14 protein-coding genes are annotated in these 16,892 nt (G+C 64.7%); 5 read left to right on the top strand and 9 right to left on the bottom strand.

What is annotated here, in order from left to right; all coding sequences use genetic code 11:
• Window positions 1–36: 36 nt before the first annotated feature.
• From wspR to IAE39_RS19960, 8 genes are all read right to left on the bottom strand, one after another.
• On the bottom strand, window positions 37–1,041 hold the full coding sequence (gene wspR, locus IAE39_RS19995) for a Wsp signal transduction system regulator diguanylate cyclase WspR (protein WP_201205741.1): 1,005 nt from the start codon (window positions 1,039–1,041) through the stop codon (window positions 37–39).
• Window positions 1,042–1,092: 51 nt separating this feature from the next.
• Complete coding sequence (wspF, locus tag IAE39_RS19990; protein WP_201205739.1) at window positions 1,093–2,106, bottom strand: Wsp signal transduction system protein-glutamate methylesterase WspF; 1,014 nt, start codon at window positions 2,104–2,106, stop codon at window positions 1,093–1,095.
• On the bottom strand, window positions 2,103–4,424 hold the full coding sequence (locus IAE39_RS19985) for a hybrid sensor histidine kinase/response regulator (protein ID WP_201205737.1): 2,322 nt from the start codon (window positions 4,422–4,424) through the stop codon (window positions 2,103–2,105). The genes wspF and IAE39_RS19985 overlap by 4 nt, the downstream gene beginning before the upstream one ends.
• Window positions 4,421–5,086 (bottom strand): chemotaxis protein CheW, encoded by a 666-nt coding sequence (locus tag IAE39_RS19980; RefSeq protein ID WP_201205735.1) that lies wholly within the window; start codon window positions 5,084–5,086, stop codon window positions 4,421–4,423. Before IAE39_RS19980 ends, IAE39_RS19985 begins: the two co-directional genes overlap by 4 nt.
• Window positions 5,083–6,357 (bottom strand): CheR family methyltransferase, encoded by a 1,275-nt coding sequence (locus tag IAE39_RS19975; protein ID WP_201205733.1) that lies wholly within the window; start codon window positions 6,355–6,357, stop codon window positions 5,083–5,085. Before IAE39_RS19975 ends, IAE39_RS19980 begins: the two co-directional genes overlap by 4 nt.
• A complete protein-coding gene (locus tag IAE39_RS19970; RefSeq protein WP_201205730.1) occupies window positions 6,354–6,860 on the bottom strand; it encodes a chemotaxis protein CheW in 507 nt (168 codons plus the stop codon). Before IAE39_RS19970 ends, IAE39_RS19975 begins: the two co-directional genes overlap by 4 nt.
• 5 nt (window positions 6,861–6,865) lie before the next feature.
• The gene (locus IAE39_RS19965; RefSeq protein WP_201205728.1) at window positions 6,866–8,488 is read right to left on the bottom strand and encodes a methyl-accepting chemotaxis protein; all 1,623 of its coding nucleotides are present in this window, start codon (window positions 8,486–8,488) and stop codon (window positions 6,866–6,868) included.
• Window positions 8,489–8,731: 243 nt separating this feature from the next.
• Window positions 8,732–9,415, bottom strand: a complete 684-nt coding sequence (locus tag IAE39_RS19960) for a tellurite resistance TerB family protein (RefSeq protein WP_201205726.1) — start codon at window positions 9,413–9,415, stop codon at window positions 8,732–8,734.
• A gap of 156 nt (window positions 9,416–9,571) precedes the next feature.
• On the opposite strand from IAE39_RS19960, the gene ydcS reads away from it, so the two are divergent.
• From ydcS to IAE39_RS19935, 5 genes are all read left to right on the top strand, one after another.
• Window positions 9,572–10,723, top strand: coding sequence for a putative ABC transporter substrate-binding protein YdcS (ydcS, locus tag IAE39_RS19955; protein WP_201205724.1), 1,152 nt, complete (start codon window positions 9,572–9,574; stop codon window positions 10,721–10,723).
• A gap of 150 nt (window positions 10,724–10,873) precedes the next feature.
• Window positions 10,874–11,911, top strand: coding sequence for an ABC transporter ATP-binding protein (locus tag IAE39_RS19950; RefSeq protein ID WP_201205722.1), 1,038 nt, complete (start codon window positions 10,874–10,876; stop codon window positions 11,909–11,911).
• Entirely contained in the window at window positions 11,908–12,819 is a 912-nt protein-coding gene (locus tag IAE39_RS19945; protein WP_201205720.1) for an ABC transporter permease, read from the top strand. The genes IAE39_RS19950 and IAE39_RS19945 overlap by 4 nt, the downstream gene beginning before the upstream one ends.
• Window positions 12,809–13,615, top strand: a complete 807-nt coding sequence (locus tag IAE39_RS19940; RefSeq protein ID WP_201205718.1) for an ABC transporter permease — start codon at window positions 12,809–12,811, stop codon at window positions 13,613–13,615. The genes IAE39_RS19945 and IAE39_RS19940 overlap by 11 nt, the downstream gene beginning before the upstream one ends.
• A gap of 16 nt (window positions 13,616–13,631) precedes the next feature.
• Window positions 13,632–15,056, top strand: a complete 1,425-nt coding sequence (locus IAE39_RS19935; protein WP_201205716.1) for a gamma-aminobutyraldehyde dehydrogenase — start codon at window positions 13,632–13,634, stop codon at window positions 15,054–15,056.
• A 418-nt stretch (window positions 15,057–15,474) separates the two neighbouring features.
• Here the strand turns inward: IAE39_RS19935 and IAE39_RS19930 are convergent, their stop codons facing one another.
• Window positions 15,475–16,581: an NADH:flavin oxidoreductase/NADH oxidase gene (locus IAE39_RS19930; RefSeq protein ID WP_201205714.1), complete on the bottom strand. Its 1,107-nt coding sequence runs from the start codon at window positions 16,579–16,581 to the stop codon at window positions 15,475–15,477.
• Window positions 16,582–16,892: the final 311 nt, after the last annotated feature.

The following is a 16,892-nucleotide window of genomic DNA, read 5'->3' as shown; positions in this document are numbered from 1 at the left end:
CACAGAGGGCCGCGTCAACTTCAGTACTTTAGCTTGTCAGGCTATACCGACCTGGTTACGCCCGCTGTTCTTGGCCTGGTACAGGCCCTTGTCCGCTGCCGAGATCAGCTGCCGGCAGTGGCTGCCAACGGCCGGGGTCTGGGTTGCCAGGCCGATACTCACGGTCAGGAACGAGTCCGCCACCGGCGCGGTGTGCGGGATGCCCAGGCCGAGCACGGTCTGGCGCAGCTTTTCGGCCACCAGCCGCGCCCCGCCGGGCGAGGTGTTGGGCAGTACCAGGGCGAACTCTTCGCCACCGTAGCGCGCTGGCAGGTCGGTCGGCCGCGAGCACGAGCCACGAATGGACTCGGCGACCTGGCGCAAGGCTTCGTCGCCGGCCAGGTGGCCGAAGCTGTCGTTGTAGGCCTTGAAGTAGTCGACGTCGATCATCAGCAAAGACAGCTGCTGCTGTTCACGCATGGCCCGGCGCCACTCCAGCTCCAGGTACTCGTCGAAGTGACGACGGTTGGACAACCCGGTCAGGCCATCGGAGTTCATCAGCCGCTGCAGCATCAGGTTGGAATCCAGCAACTGCTGCTGGCTGACGCGCAGGGCACGGTAGGCCTCGTCACGCTGCAGCAAGGTCAGGTAGGAACGCGAGTGGTAGCGAATGCGTGCCACCAGTTCGATGGTGTCGGGCAGCTTGACCAGGTAATCGTTGGCCCCGGCAGCAAACGCCGCACTCTTGACCAGTGGGTCTTCCTTGGTCGACAGGACGATGATCGGAATGTCCTGGGTGGCCGGGTTGTTACGGTATTCGCGCACCAGGGTGAGGCCGTCCAGGCCAGGCATGACCAGGTCCTGAAGAATCACCGTAGGCTTGATGCGCATAGCCTGCGCCACCGCCTGGTGCGGGTCGGCACAGAAATGGAAGTCGATGTTGTCTTCGTTGGCCAGACCACGCCGCACCGCCTCGCCGATCATGGCCTGGTCATCGACCAACAGCACCATCGCCGAGTTGTCGTTGCTGCTCGCAAAACCTTCGATCGGTAAATCACTCATAGCTGCTCACCCGATCACTACCGGCTTGGCGGCGTGATCCAATACATGTCGTCATTTTCCGAAAATTTCCATCAAGCGCCCGGCTATGCGTTCCAACGGGCGGATTTCCACAGCAGCATCGATGGCCGCAGCGGCTTTGGGCATGCCGTACACGGCACTGCTGGCCTGGTCCTGGGCAATCGTCAGAAAGCCTTGCTGACGCATCTGTTTCAGGCCTTGGGCACCATCGCGCCCCATGCCGGTGAGCAGCACCCCCACTGCCTCACCGTTCCAGTAACGCGCCACGCTCTCGAAGAACACATCGATCGAGGGCCGGTAGATTTCATTGACAGGCTCGGCAGTGTAGGCCAGTTGGCCATTCTGTAGCAGGCGAATGTGGTGGTTGGTACCGGCCAGCAGCACCTGCCCCGGCTGCGGCGGTTCGCCTTCACGGGCCAGGCGCACCGGCATGCCGGCGGCGCTGCTGAGCCATTCGGCCATGCCTGCGGCAAACACCTGGTCGACATGCTGGACCAGCACGATGGCCGCCGGGAACGCCTGCGGCAGGCCCTTGAGCAGCACTTCCAGGGCTGCCGGGCCACCGGCCGACGAGCCGATCGCCACCAGGCCGCGGCGCTGGGAAGCTTCGCGCAGCGGCGCAGCCACCGGGCGCGAGGCCGGCGCACGCTGCTGGCCGATCAGCCAGCCGATGTTGAGGATCTTGCGCAGCAAGGGGGCGGCCGCTTCGCGGGGGTCACCCGCGCCCAGTGCCGGGGTGTCGACCACATCAAGCGCACCGTGGCCCATGGCCTCGAATACCCGGTGCACGTTCTGCTTGCGGTCGACCGTGACGATGACAATGGCACACGGGGTTTCGGCCATGATCCGCCGGGTTGCCTCGACGCCGTCCATCACTGGCATGATCAGGTCCATGAGGATCAGGTCCGGCAGTTGCTCGGTACAGCGCTGCACCGCCTCGGCGCCATTGCTGGCCACCCACACCACCTGGTGTGCGGGCTCGAAGGCGAGCGCCCGGCGCAGTGCCTCGACAGCCATGGGCATGTCATTGACGATGGCGATCTTCATCCCTGAGCACCTCCGATCAGCTCCACCACAGCATCCAGCAACGCATCGTCGTGGAAGCTGGCCTTTGCCAAATAGTAGTCGGCGCCAGCATCCAGGCCACGCCGTCGGTCTTCCTCACGGTCTTTATAAGACACCACCATCACTGGCAACGATTGCAGGCGCTGGTCGCGGCGCACCAGGGTAACCAGCTCGATACCGTCCATGCGTGGCATGTCGATATCGGTAATCAGCAGGTCGAAGTCTTCACTGCGCAGGGCGTTCCAGCCGTCCATGCCATCCACCGCCACCGCCACGTCGTAGCCACGGTGGCCCAGCAGCTTGCGCTGCAGTTCGCGCACGGTCAGCGAATCGTCGACGACCAGGATGCGTTTGCGGGCCACGCCACGGGCAGCGCTGTTGCCGCGCTCGATGCGCTCCAGGCTACCGGTACTGAGCAGTTTTTCCACCGAGCGCAGCAAGTCCTCGACATCGACGATCAGCACCACCGAGCCATCATCCAGCAACGCGCCCGAGGAAATGTCCTGCACCTTGCCCAGCCGGGGGTCGAGCGGCATCACCACCAGTACCCGTTCGCCCACCAGCCGCTCCACGGCCACGCCGTACAGTTGCTCACGCTCACGAATCACCACCACCCGCAGGTTGGTTTCGTCGCTCTGCCCAATTGGGCGGTTGAGCAACTGGCTGGCGGCCACCAGGCCGATGTGCCGGCCCTCGTGCCAGAAGTGTTGGCGACCTTCGATCTGCACGATCTGTTCGGCGGTCACTTCCAGGGTGCGTTCGATATGGGCCAGCGGGAAGGCGTAGGCCTCGCCGCCCACCTCGACCACCAGGCTACGCACCACCGACAGGGTCAACGGCACCTGCAGATGGAAGCGACACCCCTGCCCCGCCACCTGGGTCAACTCGATCGAGCCGCGCAACTCGCGGATCATGTGTTGCACCGCATCCAGCCCGACGCCGCGCCCGGACACTTCGGTAACCTTGTCGCGCAGGCTGAAACCGGGCAGGAACAGGAACGTCAGCAGCTCCGCCTCGCTCATGCGCGCCACCGTATCGGCAGGCGACAGGGCGCGTTCGACGATACTGCTGCGCAGGCGCTCCAGGTCGATACCGGCGCCGTCGTCGATCAGCTCCAGGCTGAGCATGCCGGCCTGGTGCGAGGCGCGCAGGCGCACCACGCCTTCGTCCGGTTTGCCCGCCAACAGGCGCCGTTCCGGTGCTTCAATGCCGTGGTCGACAGCATTGCGCAACAGGTGGGTCAACGGCGCTTCGAGCTTTTCCAGCACATCGCGGTCGACCTGGGTCTTTTCCCCCTCCACCACCAGCCGCACCGGTTTGCCCAGCGAGCGGCCAAGGTCGCGGACCATGCGGCTCTGGCCGGTCAGCACATCGGCAAACGGCCGCATCCGGCAAGCCAGGGCGGTGTCGTACAGCAATTGCGCGCGCTGGCTGGCCTGCCAGCCGAACTCGTCGAGGTCGGCCGCCTGCTGTTGCAGGATCTGCTGGGTTTCTGCCAGCAGGCGCTGGGTTTGCGCCAAGGCTTCGAGCACCTCGCTGCTCTGGCCACTGTCTTCCAGTTGCAGGCGCAAGCCGTCAAGTGCCTGCATGCCCTGGCCGTGCATGCGCTTGAGGCGCTGCAGGGTGGCCAGGTAAGGCTTGAGGCGCTGGGTTTCCACCAGCGACTTGCTGGACAGGTCGAGCAGGCTGTTGAGGCGGTCGGCGGTGACCCGCAGCACCCGCTCCCCTCCCTCGCCAACGCGCTTGCCAGCCTTGCGCCGCATGGCCGGCTCTGGTTCAGGCTCTGCTTCAGGCTCCGCCGGCTCGCTTGGCAACAGCAGCGGCTCAGCCGGCAAGGCTACCGGCGGCGGCGCCATGGGTTCCGCGGGTTGCACCCCTACAGCCCGTGGCGGAGCAGGCATGGCGGCCGCCTCCGGGTCGAGCAGGCTGGCCATTTGCGCAAGGAACACCGGCAGGGTCGCCTGCGCCCCGCTATCGCCTGGCGTGGCGATACGCATCAGCAAGTCGGTACCCTGCAACAGCGCGTCGATATGCTCGGCACTTAACCGCAGGCGGCCCTCCTGGGCGGCCACCAGGCAATCTTCCATGACGTGGGCGACGCTGACGCCAGCGTCCACGCCGACGATACGCGCGGCGCCCTTGAGCGAGTGGGCGGCACGCATGCAGGCTTCAAGCTGATCGGCCTGGGTAGGGTTGCGCTCAAGTGCCATCAGGCCGGCGCTGAGCACCTGGGTCTGCGCCTCGGCCTCCAGGCTGAACAGCTCGAGCAACGATGCGTCGCGCATTTGCTCTGGGGTCATGACAGGCTCCGCTGCACGGCAGACAGTAAGTGTTGATCGTCCAGCACCCGTACGCTGCGCCCGCGCCATTGCAGAACGGCGGCGGTAAAGCGCGTGGCGTCCTGGCCACTGCCCAGCAGCAGTGGGTCAAGCCGGTGAATACCGTCGATTTCCTCGACGGCCATCACCACCGGCCCGCCTTCGCTGGCCAAAATCAGCATGCGCGGCATCGCCCGGCCGCTGCGTTGCTCGGCAGGGCTGGCCTGCACACCCAGCAAGTCAGCCAGCGACAGGCACGGCACCAGTGCACCGCGCACATTGGCCACCCCTTGCAGCAGGCGCGAGCGCTGGTGCGGCAATGAATGCACGGCCTGCAACGGGGCGATTTCGGCCAGGCACGCGGTCGCCAGCGCCAGCCATTCTTCGCCCAGGCGGAACAGCAGCATGGAGCGGCCGGTGTGCTCCTCGACCGGCGCCACGGCTGCGGCCGGGTGATCCTGCATCAGCGCATAGCGGTCGAGCAGCCGTGTGGCCGCGGCGGCATACACCTCGCAGTTGCGGCAATGCACATGTCGCTCCAGCAGCGGGCATTGCTTGTCGCCATGCACGCCAATACGGTTCCAGCAGTCGTCGATGTGCGCGTCATCCTCAGCCAGCAGCTGCATCGCGGATTCACCGTTCATCGTTCAGGCTCCCGGCCAGCCCGTGCCGCCCGCTCCTGCAGGCGCCGGGCCCCGGCCAGGTCACCCTGCGCCGCCAGCAGGGCCGCCAGGTGCACCAACGCCTCGGGGTGTTGTGGTTGCAGGTACAGCGCTTTGCGGTAGTGCGTCAGCGCCTGCTGCGCATCGCCTTCGGTATCACTGAGCAACCCCAGCCAGTAGTACACCTGCGCCGAGGGCGCGAACTGGCCCAGGTAGCGCTGGCATTCGGCCCGGGCCTGCTCACTGGCACCGGCATTGGCCAACCGGGCAATGCTGGCCAGCATCTCGTTGGCGGCCTCGTGCTTGTGCTCATGGGCCGGCGCTGGCTTGGCCGCCATCGGCAGCACACGCAATGGGCGCGGTGGTGGCGGATTCGGCGGCGGGTAAGCCGGTGCCACCGGCGGCGCCATCGTGCGCCTGGCGGGTGGCGGCGGTGGCGCTGACAATGGCGCGCTGGTGCCTTCCTGACGCACATAGGCAAACGACTGGGCGACCCCCAGCGGGCGCATGCCCAGGCGTGCCAGCAAGCTGCCTTCGGCTGGCCCGATGAACAGCACGCCCTGTGGATGCAGCAGGCGCTTGAGCACTTCGAACACCCGTTGCTGGGTGGGCACGTCGAAATAGATCAACAGGTTGCGGCAAAACACGAAGTCGTACAGGCCGTCACGGCTGCTCAGCGCCGGGTCGAGCACATTGCCCACTTGCAGGCTGACTTGCTGCTGCACCCGGTCATGCAGGCGGTGGCCCTCGTCGAGGGCATCGAAATAGCGCTCGCGAAAGCCCAGGTCGCTGCCACGGAAAGCATTGCGCCCGTATACGGCGTGCCCGGCCTTGGCCACCGAACTGGGGCTGATGTCCATGCCGTCGATCAGGAACGCCGCCGGTGCCATGCCGGCGTCGAGCAAGGCCATGGCCAGCGAATAGGGTTCCTCGCCTGTCGAGCATGGCAAGCTGAGCAGCCGCAGCGGGCGTGCCCCGGCCAGTTCGGCCTGGCGTTTGTGCGCCAGGCTGGCCAGGGCAGTGAAGGATTCGGGGTAACGGAAGAACCAGGTCTCCGGGACGATCACCGCCTCGATCAGTGCCTGTTGCTCGTCGTTCGACTGCTGCAGGCGTAGCCAGTAATCGTCCAGGTCCGTGGCGCCCACGGCCACGCACCGCTGGCGCAACGCACGTTCGACCATAGGCGCGCCCACCGAGTCCACGTCCAGGCCAATGCGCTCGCGCAAGAAGCGGAAGAAACGCTGTTCGATCATGTCGGCATCCCTGTCGGGTCTTGCGTGTACAACAATTCGTGCACGGCGTCGGGTAGCAGGTCATTGACCTCGATGCGCTGCAACAGCCCCTGGGTATCCTGGCGCACCGGGCCCAGGTACGGCGCCTGGCCGCTGTCCACCCCATAAGGCTGAAACTCTTCGGGCTGGCAGCGCAGGGTTTCGGTGGCCTGCTCCAGGATCAGGCCAAGCTGCAGGTCGCCACGGTAATGCACCAGTACCAGGCGCGTGCTGGTGCGCTGCGCCGCTGGCGTGCCAAAACTCAGCGCGGCAAGGTCGATGACCGGCACCAGCAAGCCGCGGTGGGCAAGAATGCCCGCCACCCAGGCCGGTGCCTGGGCAATGGGCTTGAGCGGCCGGCGCGGCAGCACCTCTATGACCTCGTGCACGCTCAAGGCAAAGCGCTGCTCCTTGATACGAAACTGCAGGTACAGCGCCCCCTTGGCGTTTTCCGCCCGCGCGCCGTGCGGTTGCAAGTCGTTCATCGCGGTCAGACTTTGAAGCGCGACACGCCGCCACGCAGGCCGGCGGCCACCTGGCTCAGCTCATCGATGGCAAAACTGGCCTGGCGCAGCGACTCGACGGTCTGGGTGCTGGCATCGCTGAGCTGGGCCAGCGCCTGGTTGATCTGTTCGGCGCCGGTGGCCTGGGCCTGCATACCTTCGTTGACCATCAGCACCCGCGGCGCCAGGGCCTGCACCTGGTGAATGATCTGGCTCAGTTGCTCACCCACCTGCTGCACTTCGAACATGCCGCGGCGCACTTCTTCGGAGAACTTGTCCATGCCCATGACCCCGGCCGACACCGCCGACTGGATCTCGCGCACCATCTGCTCGATGTCGTAGGTGGCCACGGCGGTCTGGTCGGCCAGGCGCCGCACTTCGGTGGCCACCACGGCAAAACCGCGGCCGTATTCGCCGGCCTTTTCCGCTTCGATGGCGGCGTTGAGCGACAGCAGGTTGGTCTGGTCGGCGACCTTGACGATGGTCACCACCATCTGGGTGATGTTGCTGGCCTTCTCGTTGAGGATGCCGAGCTTGGCGTTGACCAGGTCGGCGGCGCCCATCACCTGGTGCATGGTTTCTTCCATGCGCGCCAGGCCCTGCTGGCCGGAACCTGCCAGGCTGGAAGCCTGGTCGGCGGCGGAAGTGACTTCGGTCATGGTGCGCACCAGGTCACGCGAGGTGGCGGCGATTTCCCGCGAGGTGGCGCCGATTTCGGTGGTGGTGGCAGCGGTTTCGGTGGCGGTGGCCTGCTGCTGCTTGGACGTGGCAGCGATTTCGGTCACGGAAGTGGTCACCTGCACCGACGAGCGCTGGGCCTGGGCTACGAGGGTGGCAATGGCCTCGGCCATTTCGTTGAAGCCGCTCTCGATGGCGCCGAATTCGTCCTTGCGGTCCAGGCTCAGGCGCACGCTCAGGTCGCCCGAGCGCAGTTTGTCCAGGGCATGCACGATACGTTGCATGGGCGCGGTGATGGCGCGCATCAGCAGCAGGCCACAGATGCCGGCAGCGACGATGGCCAGCAGCAGCGACACCACCATGCTGCCCTTGGCGGTACTCACTGCACTGACGATGTCGTTGGTGGCCGCGTCAGCGGAAGCACGGTTGTGCTCGATGACTTCGTTCAGGTGCTTGCGACCATCGACCCAAGCGGGGGTCAGCACCTCATTAATCAACCGCTGGGCTTCGTCGTAATTGTGTTGACGGTAGGCGTCCAGCACCTGGCCAACAATCTTCACGTAGTTTTCTTCAAGCTGCACGAAGCTGTCGAAGCGGCCCTGGTCGTCCTTGTCCTGAATCGTGCTCTGGTAGCTGGCCATGTGTTGCTTGAGGCGGTCCTCGAAGCTTTTGAACAGTTCCATGTCGGCCGAGGTGATTTCGCGGTGGTTGGACAGGCCTACCAACTGCTGGCTGGTGACGTAACTGTCGACCCAGGCACTGCGGATCATCGAGCTGTAGTAGACCCCGGGGATACTGTCGGTGCCCACTGCCTCTTCAGCAGTTTCGATGGCCACCAACCGCGAGTAGGCGGCCACGATCATCAGCAGCATGATGGCGATGATCACGGCGAAACTTGCCAGGATCCGTTGGCGCAAGGTCCAGTTCTTCACATTCAGCCCTCAGGAATTCACAACGAGCGGGAAAAATCGCCGAAGTATAGCCTAGAGGCCTTACGGTTTTGCGGGTGAAATGAAGCTCGCGACACAGTAGGCGAATCTTGTTTGTAGGAGCGGCCTTGTGTCGCGATCGGGCCGCATAGCGGCCCCAAGGCTCAGCGCCATGGCAAATATTGCCGGGGCCGCGCTGCGGCCCGATCGCGACGCAAGGCCGCTCCTACACTGGGACCGCGTCGCTTACTGGGCTGCGGCCAACCGCACCTGGCTTTCCAGTTCCTGGCGCAGGCCAGGGTCCAGGCGCAACTGGCGGGCCAGCTCATCCAGGTAGGCACGCTCCATGAAGTTTTCCTGGTCGACCATCATCACGCTGGCCAGGTACATCTCGGCGGCCATTTCCGGCGTTTGCGCGGCGCGGGCCACTTCGGCCGGGTCCAGCGGCTTGTTCAGCTCGGCATGCAGCCAGTGCTGCAATTCGCGGTCATTGTCCAGGCGTGTGAACTCGCCCTCGATCAACGCCCGCTCACGCTCGTCGATATGGCCGTCGGACTTGGCCGCTGCCACCAGCGCACGCAATACCGCCTGGCTGTGCTGCTCGGCCTGGGCCGGTGGCAAACGGTCGAGGGTCTGCGGCTCGGCGGCGGCCACCTGCTGGTTGGCCTGCCAGTTGCCATAGGCTTTGTAGGCCAGCACGCCCAGTGCGGCCAGGCCACCGTAGGTCAATGCCTTGCCGCCATACTTGCGGGCCTTCTTGCTCCCCAGCAACAAGCCCAGGGCACCGCCGCCCAACAGGCCACCACCCACCCCGGAAAGCAGGCCGCCAAGCCCGCTTACGCCCGCCGCGGGCTTGCCCGAAGCAGAGGGCTTGTTCAGCAACTCCTGGCCAGATTTGAGCAGTTGGTCCAGCAGGCCACGGGTGTTCATGTGCAGGTCTCCAGGCAAAGGAAGTCAGCCGCCAGAGTAAGGCCTGCCTGCTCAACGGCCATGCCCGGATTTGCTTCTGGATGTTGCATTGGCTGGCAAAAAGCCAACTAGACTCGACCACTGCCGCGACCACATTCTCCAAGAAGAGGGAACACCATGTCAGTGCACAAGACCGCATTGCTCGGCGCCGCCACCTGCGCCGTGCTGGCCAGCGCCAGCCTGCAGGCCGCCGAGCCGCCCAAGGCCCTGGGCCCCGGCGAGGGGCGTTTGGACATCGTCGCCTGGCCCGGCTACATCGAGCGCGGCGAGAGCGACAAGGCCTACGACTGGGTGACCGGCTTCGAAAAGGAAACCGGCTGCAAGGTCAGCGTGAAAACCGCGGCCACCTCGGACGAAATGGTCAGCCTGATGACCAAGGGCGGCTACGACCTGGTCACCGCCTCGGGCGATGCCTCGCTGCGGTTGATCGTCGGCAAGCGGGTCCAGCCGATCAACACCGCGCTGATCCCCAACTGGAAGAACATCGACCCACGCCTGCAGAACGGTGGCTGGTACGTGGTCGACAAGCAGGTGTACGGCACCCCGTACCAGTGGGGGCCGAACGTACTGCTGTACAACACCAATACCTTCAAGCAGGCACCAACCAGCTGGAACGTGGTGTTCGAGCCGCAGGACCTGCCCGACGGCAAGCCGAACAAAGGCCGCGTGCAGGCCTACGACGGGCCGATCTACATCGCCGACGCGGCGCTGTACCTGAAGTCGGCCAAGCCCGAACTGGGCATCAAGGACCCCTACGAACTGAACGAAGAGCAGTACAAGGCCGTGCTCGAACTGTTGCGTCAGCAGCAGCCGCTGATCCACCGCTACTGGCATGACGCCACGGTGCAGATGAGCGACGTGAAGAACGAAGGCGTGGTTGCCTCCAGTTCGTGGGGCTACATGGTCAATGGCCTGAAGGCCGAGAACCAGCCGGTGGCCTCGACCATACCCAAGGAAGGCGCGACCGGCTGGGCCGACACCACCATGCTGCACGCCGAGGCCAAGCACCCCAACTGCGCCTACAAATGGATGGACTGGTCGCTGCAACCGAAGGTACAGGGTGACGTGGCCGCCTGGTTCGGTTCGTTGCCGGCGGTGCCGGCGGCGTGTACCGGCAGTGAGCTGCTGGGGGCCGAGGGTTGCAAGACCAATGGTTTCGACAACTTCGACAAGATCGCCTTCTGGAAAACCCCGCAGGCCCAAGGGGGCAAGTTCGTGCCGTATAGCCGCTGGACCCAGGATTACATTGCGATCATGGGTGGGCGCTGAGGTTGCCTGAATGCCTGTTGCGGCCTCTTCGCGGGTGAACCCGCTCCTACAGGTTCGTCACCGCCTGTGAGGGTGGCGCTTCCCCTGTAGGAGCGGGTTCACCCGCGAATAGGCCGGCACAGGAGAAACACTGATGCCCGGAGCCCACGCATGCCCCTAGCCGTCCAGTTCACCCAGGTTTCCCGCACCTTCGGCGAGGTCAAGGCCGTCGACCAGGTCAGCATCGACATCATCGATGGCGAGTTCTTCTCCATGCTCGGCCCATCCGGCTCGGGCAAGACCACCTGCCTGCGCCTGATCGCAGGTTTCGAACAACCCTCCAGCGGCTCGATCCGCATCCACGGGGTGGAGGCCGCCGGCGTGCCGCCCTACCAGCGTGACGTCAACACCGTGTTCCAGGACTACGCGCTGTTCCCGCACATGAACGTGCTGGACAACATCGCCTATGGCCTGAAGGTAAAAGGCGTGGCCAAGGCCGAACGCCACAGCCGCGCTGACGAAGCCCTGGCGATGGTCGCCCTGGCCGGCTACGGCGCACGCAAGCCGGCGCAACTGTCTGGTGGCCAGCGCCAGCGCGTGGCCCTGGCCCGGGCACTGGTCAACCGGCCGCGGGTGCTGCTGCTGGACGAACCGCTCGGCGCGCTGGACCTGAAACTGCGCGAACAGATGCAGGGCGAACTGAAAAAGCTGCAGCGCCAACTGGGCATCACCTTCATCTTCGTCACCCACGACCAGACCGAGGCGCTGTCGATGTCCGACCGGGTGGCGGTGTTCAACCGCGGCCGCATCGAGCAGGTCGACACCCCGCGCAACCTGTACATGAAGCCAGCCACCACCTTCGTCGCCGAGTTCGTCGGCACCTCCAACGTGTTGCGTGGCGAACTGGCCATGGCACTCAACGGCAGCCCGGCGCCTTTCTCCATCCGCCCCGAACACATCCGCCTGGGCGACCCGGTGGTAACCAGCCATGAAGTGCAGGTCAGCGGGCTGTTGCGCGACGTTCAGTACCAAGGCAGCGCCACCCGCTACGAACTGCAACTGGACAATGGCCAACTGCTTGCCGTCAGCCAGGCCAACGACCGCTGGCAGGCCCAGGCACAGGCCTGGCAACCCGGCCAACGGGTGCAGGCGCACTGGCCACGCGAGGCGATGACGGTGCTGCAGGAAACCGCTGGGCCGTTGCCATGAGCACCCTGCGCGGCCTGTCCAACGTGCTGTACCGGCGCCCCAACCTGTACCTGGCACTGCTGCTGATTCCGCCGCTGACCTGGTTTGGCGCGATCTACCTGGGCTCGCTGCTGAACCTGTTGTGGCAGGGGTTCTACACCTTCGACGACTTCACCATGGCGGTCACCCCGGACCTCACCCTGGGCAACTTCGCCGCGCTGTTCAACCCGTCGAACTTCGACATCATTCTGCGCACCCTGTGCATGGCAGTGGCGGTGTCGCTGGCCAGCGCCGTGCTGGCCTTCCCCATCGCCTACTACATGGCGCGCTATACCAGCGGCAAGACCAAGGCATTTTTCTACATTGCGGTGATGATGCCTATGTGGGCCAGCTACATCGTCAAGACCTACGCCTGGACCCTGCTGCTGGCCAAGGGCGGGGTAGCCCAGTGGTTCGTCCAGCAGTTGCATCTGGACGGCCTGCTGCAGCTGGTACTGACGGTACCGGGTGTGGGCGGCAGCACCCTGTCCACTTCGCACCTGGGGCGTTTCATGGTGTTCGTGTACATTTGGCTGCTGTTCATGATCCTGCCGATCCAGGCTTCGCTGGAGCGCTTGCCGCCGTCGCTGCTGCAGGCTTCGGCAGACCTCGGCGCACGCCCCGGGCAAACCTTTTGGCAGGTGATCCTGCCGCTGTCGATCCCCGGCATCGCCGCCGGCTCTATCTTTACCTTCTCGCTCACCTTGGGCGACTTCATCGTGCCGCAACTGGTAGGCCCGCCCGGTTACTTCATCGGCAGCATGGTCTATGCCCAGCAAGGGGCGATCGGCAACATGCCGATGGCCGCCGCGTTCACCCTGGTGCCGATCGTGCTGATCGCCGTGTACCTGTCCATCGTCAAGCGCCTGGGGGCCTTCGATGCACTCTGAAAAAGCGTCTACCGGGCTGCGCCTGGCGGCCTGGGGCGGGCTGGTGTTCCTGCACTTCCCGATCCTGATCATCTTCCTGTATGCCTTCAACACCGAAGACGCCGCGTTCAGCTTCCCGCCCAAGGGCTTTACCCTGAAGTGGTTTGCCGTGGCCTTCGCCCGCCCCGATGTACTGGAGGCGATCAAGCTGTCGCTACAAGTAGCCTGCCTGGCTACGCTGATCGCGCTGGTGCTGGGCACGCTGGCCTCGGCTGCGCTGTACCGGCGCAGCTTTTTCGGCAAGGAGAGCATTTCGCTGATGTTGATTTTGCCCATCGCCCTACCCGGTATCATCACCGGTATCGCCCTGCTCTCGGCGTTCAAGGCCTTAGGGATAGAACCCGGGGTGTTTACCATCGTGGTCGGCCACGCCACTTTCTGCGTGGTGATCGTCTACAACAACGTGATCGCCCGCCTGCGGCGGACCTCGCAGAGCCTGATCGAAGCCTCGATGGACCTCGGCGCCGATGGTTGGCAAACCTTCCGCTACATCATCCTGCCCAACCTTGGCTCGGCACTGCTGGCTGGCGGCATGCTGGCTTTTGCCCTGTCGTTCGATGAAATCATTGTCACCACCTTTACCGCCGGCCACGAACGCACCCTGCCGATCTGGCTGCTCAACCAGCTCAGCCGCCCGCGCGACGTGCCGGTGACCAACGTGGTCGCCATGCTGGTGATGCTGGTGACCATGCTGCCGATCCTTGGCGCCTATTACCTGACCCGTGGCGGCGAAAGCGTCGCGGGCAGTGGCAAATGACCCTGGAGGAGTTCCGATGCAAACGCAGATGCTGATCAATGGCCAGCTGGTCGCCGGCCAAGGCCCGACCTGGACCGTGCTCAACCCTGCGCTGGGCACTGCCCTGGCGCAGATCAACGAAGCCACCGAAGCGCAGATGGACAGCGCCGTGCGCGCCGCCGACCAGGCCTTCGACAGCTGGTCGCAAACCAGCCCCAAGGAGCGCTCGCAGGCTTTGCTGGCTCTGGCCGATGCCATCGAAGAGCATGGCGATGAACTGGCCCGTCTGGAGTCGCAGAACTGCGGCAAGCCGCTGAGCGCCGCGCTCAACGATGAGATCCCGGCGATTGCCGACGTGTTTCGCTACTTTGCCGGCGCCGCGCGCTGCCTGGGCGGTTCGGCGGCGGGCGAGTACCTGCCGGGCCACACTTCGATGATCCGCCGTGACCCGCTGGGTGTGGTGGCTTCGATCGCACCGTGGAACTACCCGTTGATGATGCTGGCGTGGAAGATCGCCCCGGCCCTGGCCGCTGGCAACACCGTGGTAATCAAACCTTCGGAATTGACCCCACTGACCGCGCTGCGCCTGGGTGAACTGTCTCAGGACCTGCTGCCACCGGGGGTACTGAACATTCTGTTTGGCCGTGGCCAGACGGTCGGCAACCCGCTGGTCACCCACCCCAAGGTGCGCATGGTGTCACTGACCGGCTCGATCCCCACCGGCGCGCATATCATCAGCGCCACCGCCGACAGCGTGAAGCGCATGCATATGGAACTGGGCGGCAAGGCGCCGGTGCTGGTGTTCGATGATGCCGACATCGACGCGGCCATCGACGGCATTCGCACGTTCGGCTTCTACAACGCCGGCCAGGATTGCACGGCAGCTTGTCGCCTGTATGTGCAGGACGGCATCTACGAGCGTTTTGTCGAGCGCCTGGGTGAAGCGGTCGCTACGCTGAAACCCGGCCTGCAAGACGCCGAGGATACCGAACTGGGACCACTGATCAGTGCCCAGCATCGCGACAAGGTCGCCGGCCTGGTACAGCGGGCCATCGCCCAGCCGCACATCCGCCTGGTGACTGGCGGCAAAGCCATCGACGGTGACGGTTTCTTCTTCCAGCCCACCGTGCTGGCCGATGCCCTGCAGGATGACGAAATCGTGCGCAACGAAGTGTTCGGCCCGGTGGTGTCGGTCACCCGTTTCACCGACGAAGCGCAGGCACTGGAATGGGCCAACGACTCCAACTACGGCCTGGCCTCATCGGTCTGGACCCGTGACACCGGCCGCGCCCACCGCCTGGCGGCGCGGCTGCAGTATGGCTGCACCTGGGTGAATACCCACTTCATGCTGGTGAGCGAAATGCCCCATGGCGGGCAGAAGCACTCGGGGTATGGGAAAGACATGTCGATGTATGGGCTGGAGGATTACACCTGTGTGCGGCATGTGATGATCAAGCATTGAGTGTAAGGCCTGGATTGGGGTCGGCCCCTCAATCCAGTCATTTTCCTACAAACGGCTCAGCCCATTCCCAATGCCACATCCTTTATCTTGCAGTCATCAAAATGGGATGAGCAAAGGGCCAGAGGACATGGAATATCGAGGACAAAGAGCAACGGTGAAATACAGCAAGGAAGACCGCCTATGGGTCGGTCACCTTTGCACAACCCGCGAGATCGTCGGGTTTCATGCTCGTTCACGCAGGATACTGTCTGCCGCGTTCAAGGAGGCAGTGGACGACTATCTGGAAATAGCCAGAGAAACACGAGCAAGTATCAAGTCCTGATAATGCGCGCTCTCCGCGGGAGATCACCCAGCCCTTCAGGCTACGCAGATTCTGTGGGAGCGGGTTCACCCGCGAAGAGGCCAGTACGGGTAGCCTCTAATCGCGCAAATCCGACTCGTGAATCGGGTTGGCCCGACTGGTGGCGCGTTGGTATTGCGCCGGCCAGGTGGCCTTGTTGCCGCCCAAATCGTCGTCGGCATGCAGCGGCCAGTACGGGTCGCGCAGCAGTTCGCGGGCCAGAAAGATGATGTCGGCCTGGCCGGTGCGCAGGATGTGCTCGGCCTGGGCCGGTTCGGTGATCATGCCCACGGTGCCGGTGGCAATTTCCGATTCCTTGCGTACACGCTCGGCGAAGCGGGTCTGGTAGCCGGGCCCGGTGGGGATTTCGGCGTTGACCGAAGTGCCGCCGGAGGAGACGTCGATCAGGTCGACACCCAAGCCGCGCAGGCGCCGGGCCAGTTCGACGGTTTCATCCGGGTTCCAGCCATCTTCCACCCAGTCGGTTGCCGATACCCGCACCAGCAGCGGCAGTTCGGCAGGCCAGACCTTGCGCACAGCCTCGACCACCTGCAAGGTCAGGCGGATGCGGTTTTCGAAGCAGCTGCCGTACTCGTCACGGCGCTGGTTACTGAGCGGCGAGAGGAATTGATGCAGCAGGTAGCCATGCGCGGCGTGGATTTCCACCACCTTGAAACCAGCCTTCAAGGCGCGCTCGGTCGAGGCGACGAAGGCCGCGATCACGCCCTGGATCTCGCCCTGGCTCAGCTCGTGTGGCGGTGTGTGTTGCGGGTCGAAAGCGATCTTCGAAGGGCCAACTGGCTGCCAGCCGCCGTCCTCCAGCTTCACACTGCCCTGTTTGCCCAGCCATGGGCGATAGGTGCTGGCCTTGCGCCCGGCGTGAGCCAGCTGGATGCCGGGCACGGCGCCCTGGGCGGTGATGAAGCGAGTGATGCGTTGCAGCGGGGCGATCTGCGCGTCGTCCCACAGGCCAAGGTCTTCGGCGGTGATACGGCCATCGGCGGTAACCGCCACGGCTTCGGTGATCACCAGGCCCGCGCCACCTACGGCGCGGCTGCCCAGATGAACAAGGTGCCAGTCGTTGGCCAGGCCATCGATGGCGGAATACTGGCACATCGGCGACACGGCGATGCGGTTGGGCAGCGTCAGCTGACGCAGGGTGTAAGGCTCGAGCAGCAGGCTCATGAGGGCACCTCCCAAGGACTCCAATGGTGATCCGGCCCGAGCACTCAATTACACGTCCCTGGCCCGGGTCCGGTCAGTATTCAGACTAGACCAGAATGGTTGGGGGGAAGGTTCCATGGGATTTTGGGGTGGGGGTGCGGGGTGTTTGGCGGAGGCTGCGGTTTTTTTGGTTTGAGCTGCGAGGTGTTTGGCGTGGGGGTGATGTTGCCTGTGAGACCGAGCGCCGAAGCGTTCGCCTCGCCACATTCAGCGCCTGTGAAATCGAGCGCCGCCCGCGCGGCGCTCGATCTCACAGGCGCCAAATGCCTCAA

Origin of the sequence: Pseudomonas sp. S37 (assembly GCF_016658545.1) — a bacterium.
Taxonomy (GTDB): domain Bacteria; phylum Pseudomonadota; class Gammaproteobacteria; order Pseudomonadales; family Pseudomonadaceae; genus Aquipseudomonas.
Note: the sequence above shows the minus strand (reverse complement) of the source record. Positions and strands in the feature narration are given on the sequence as shown.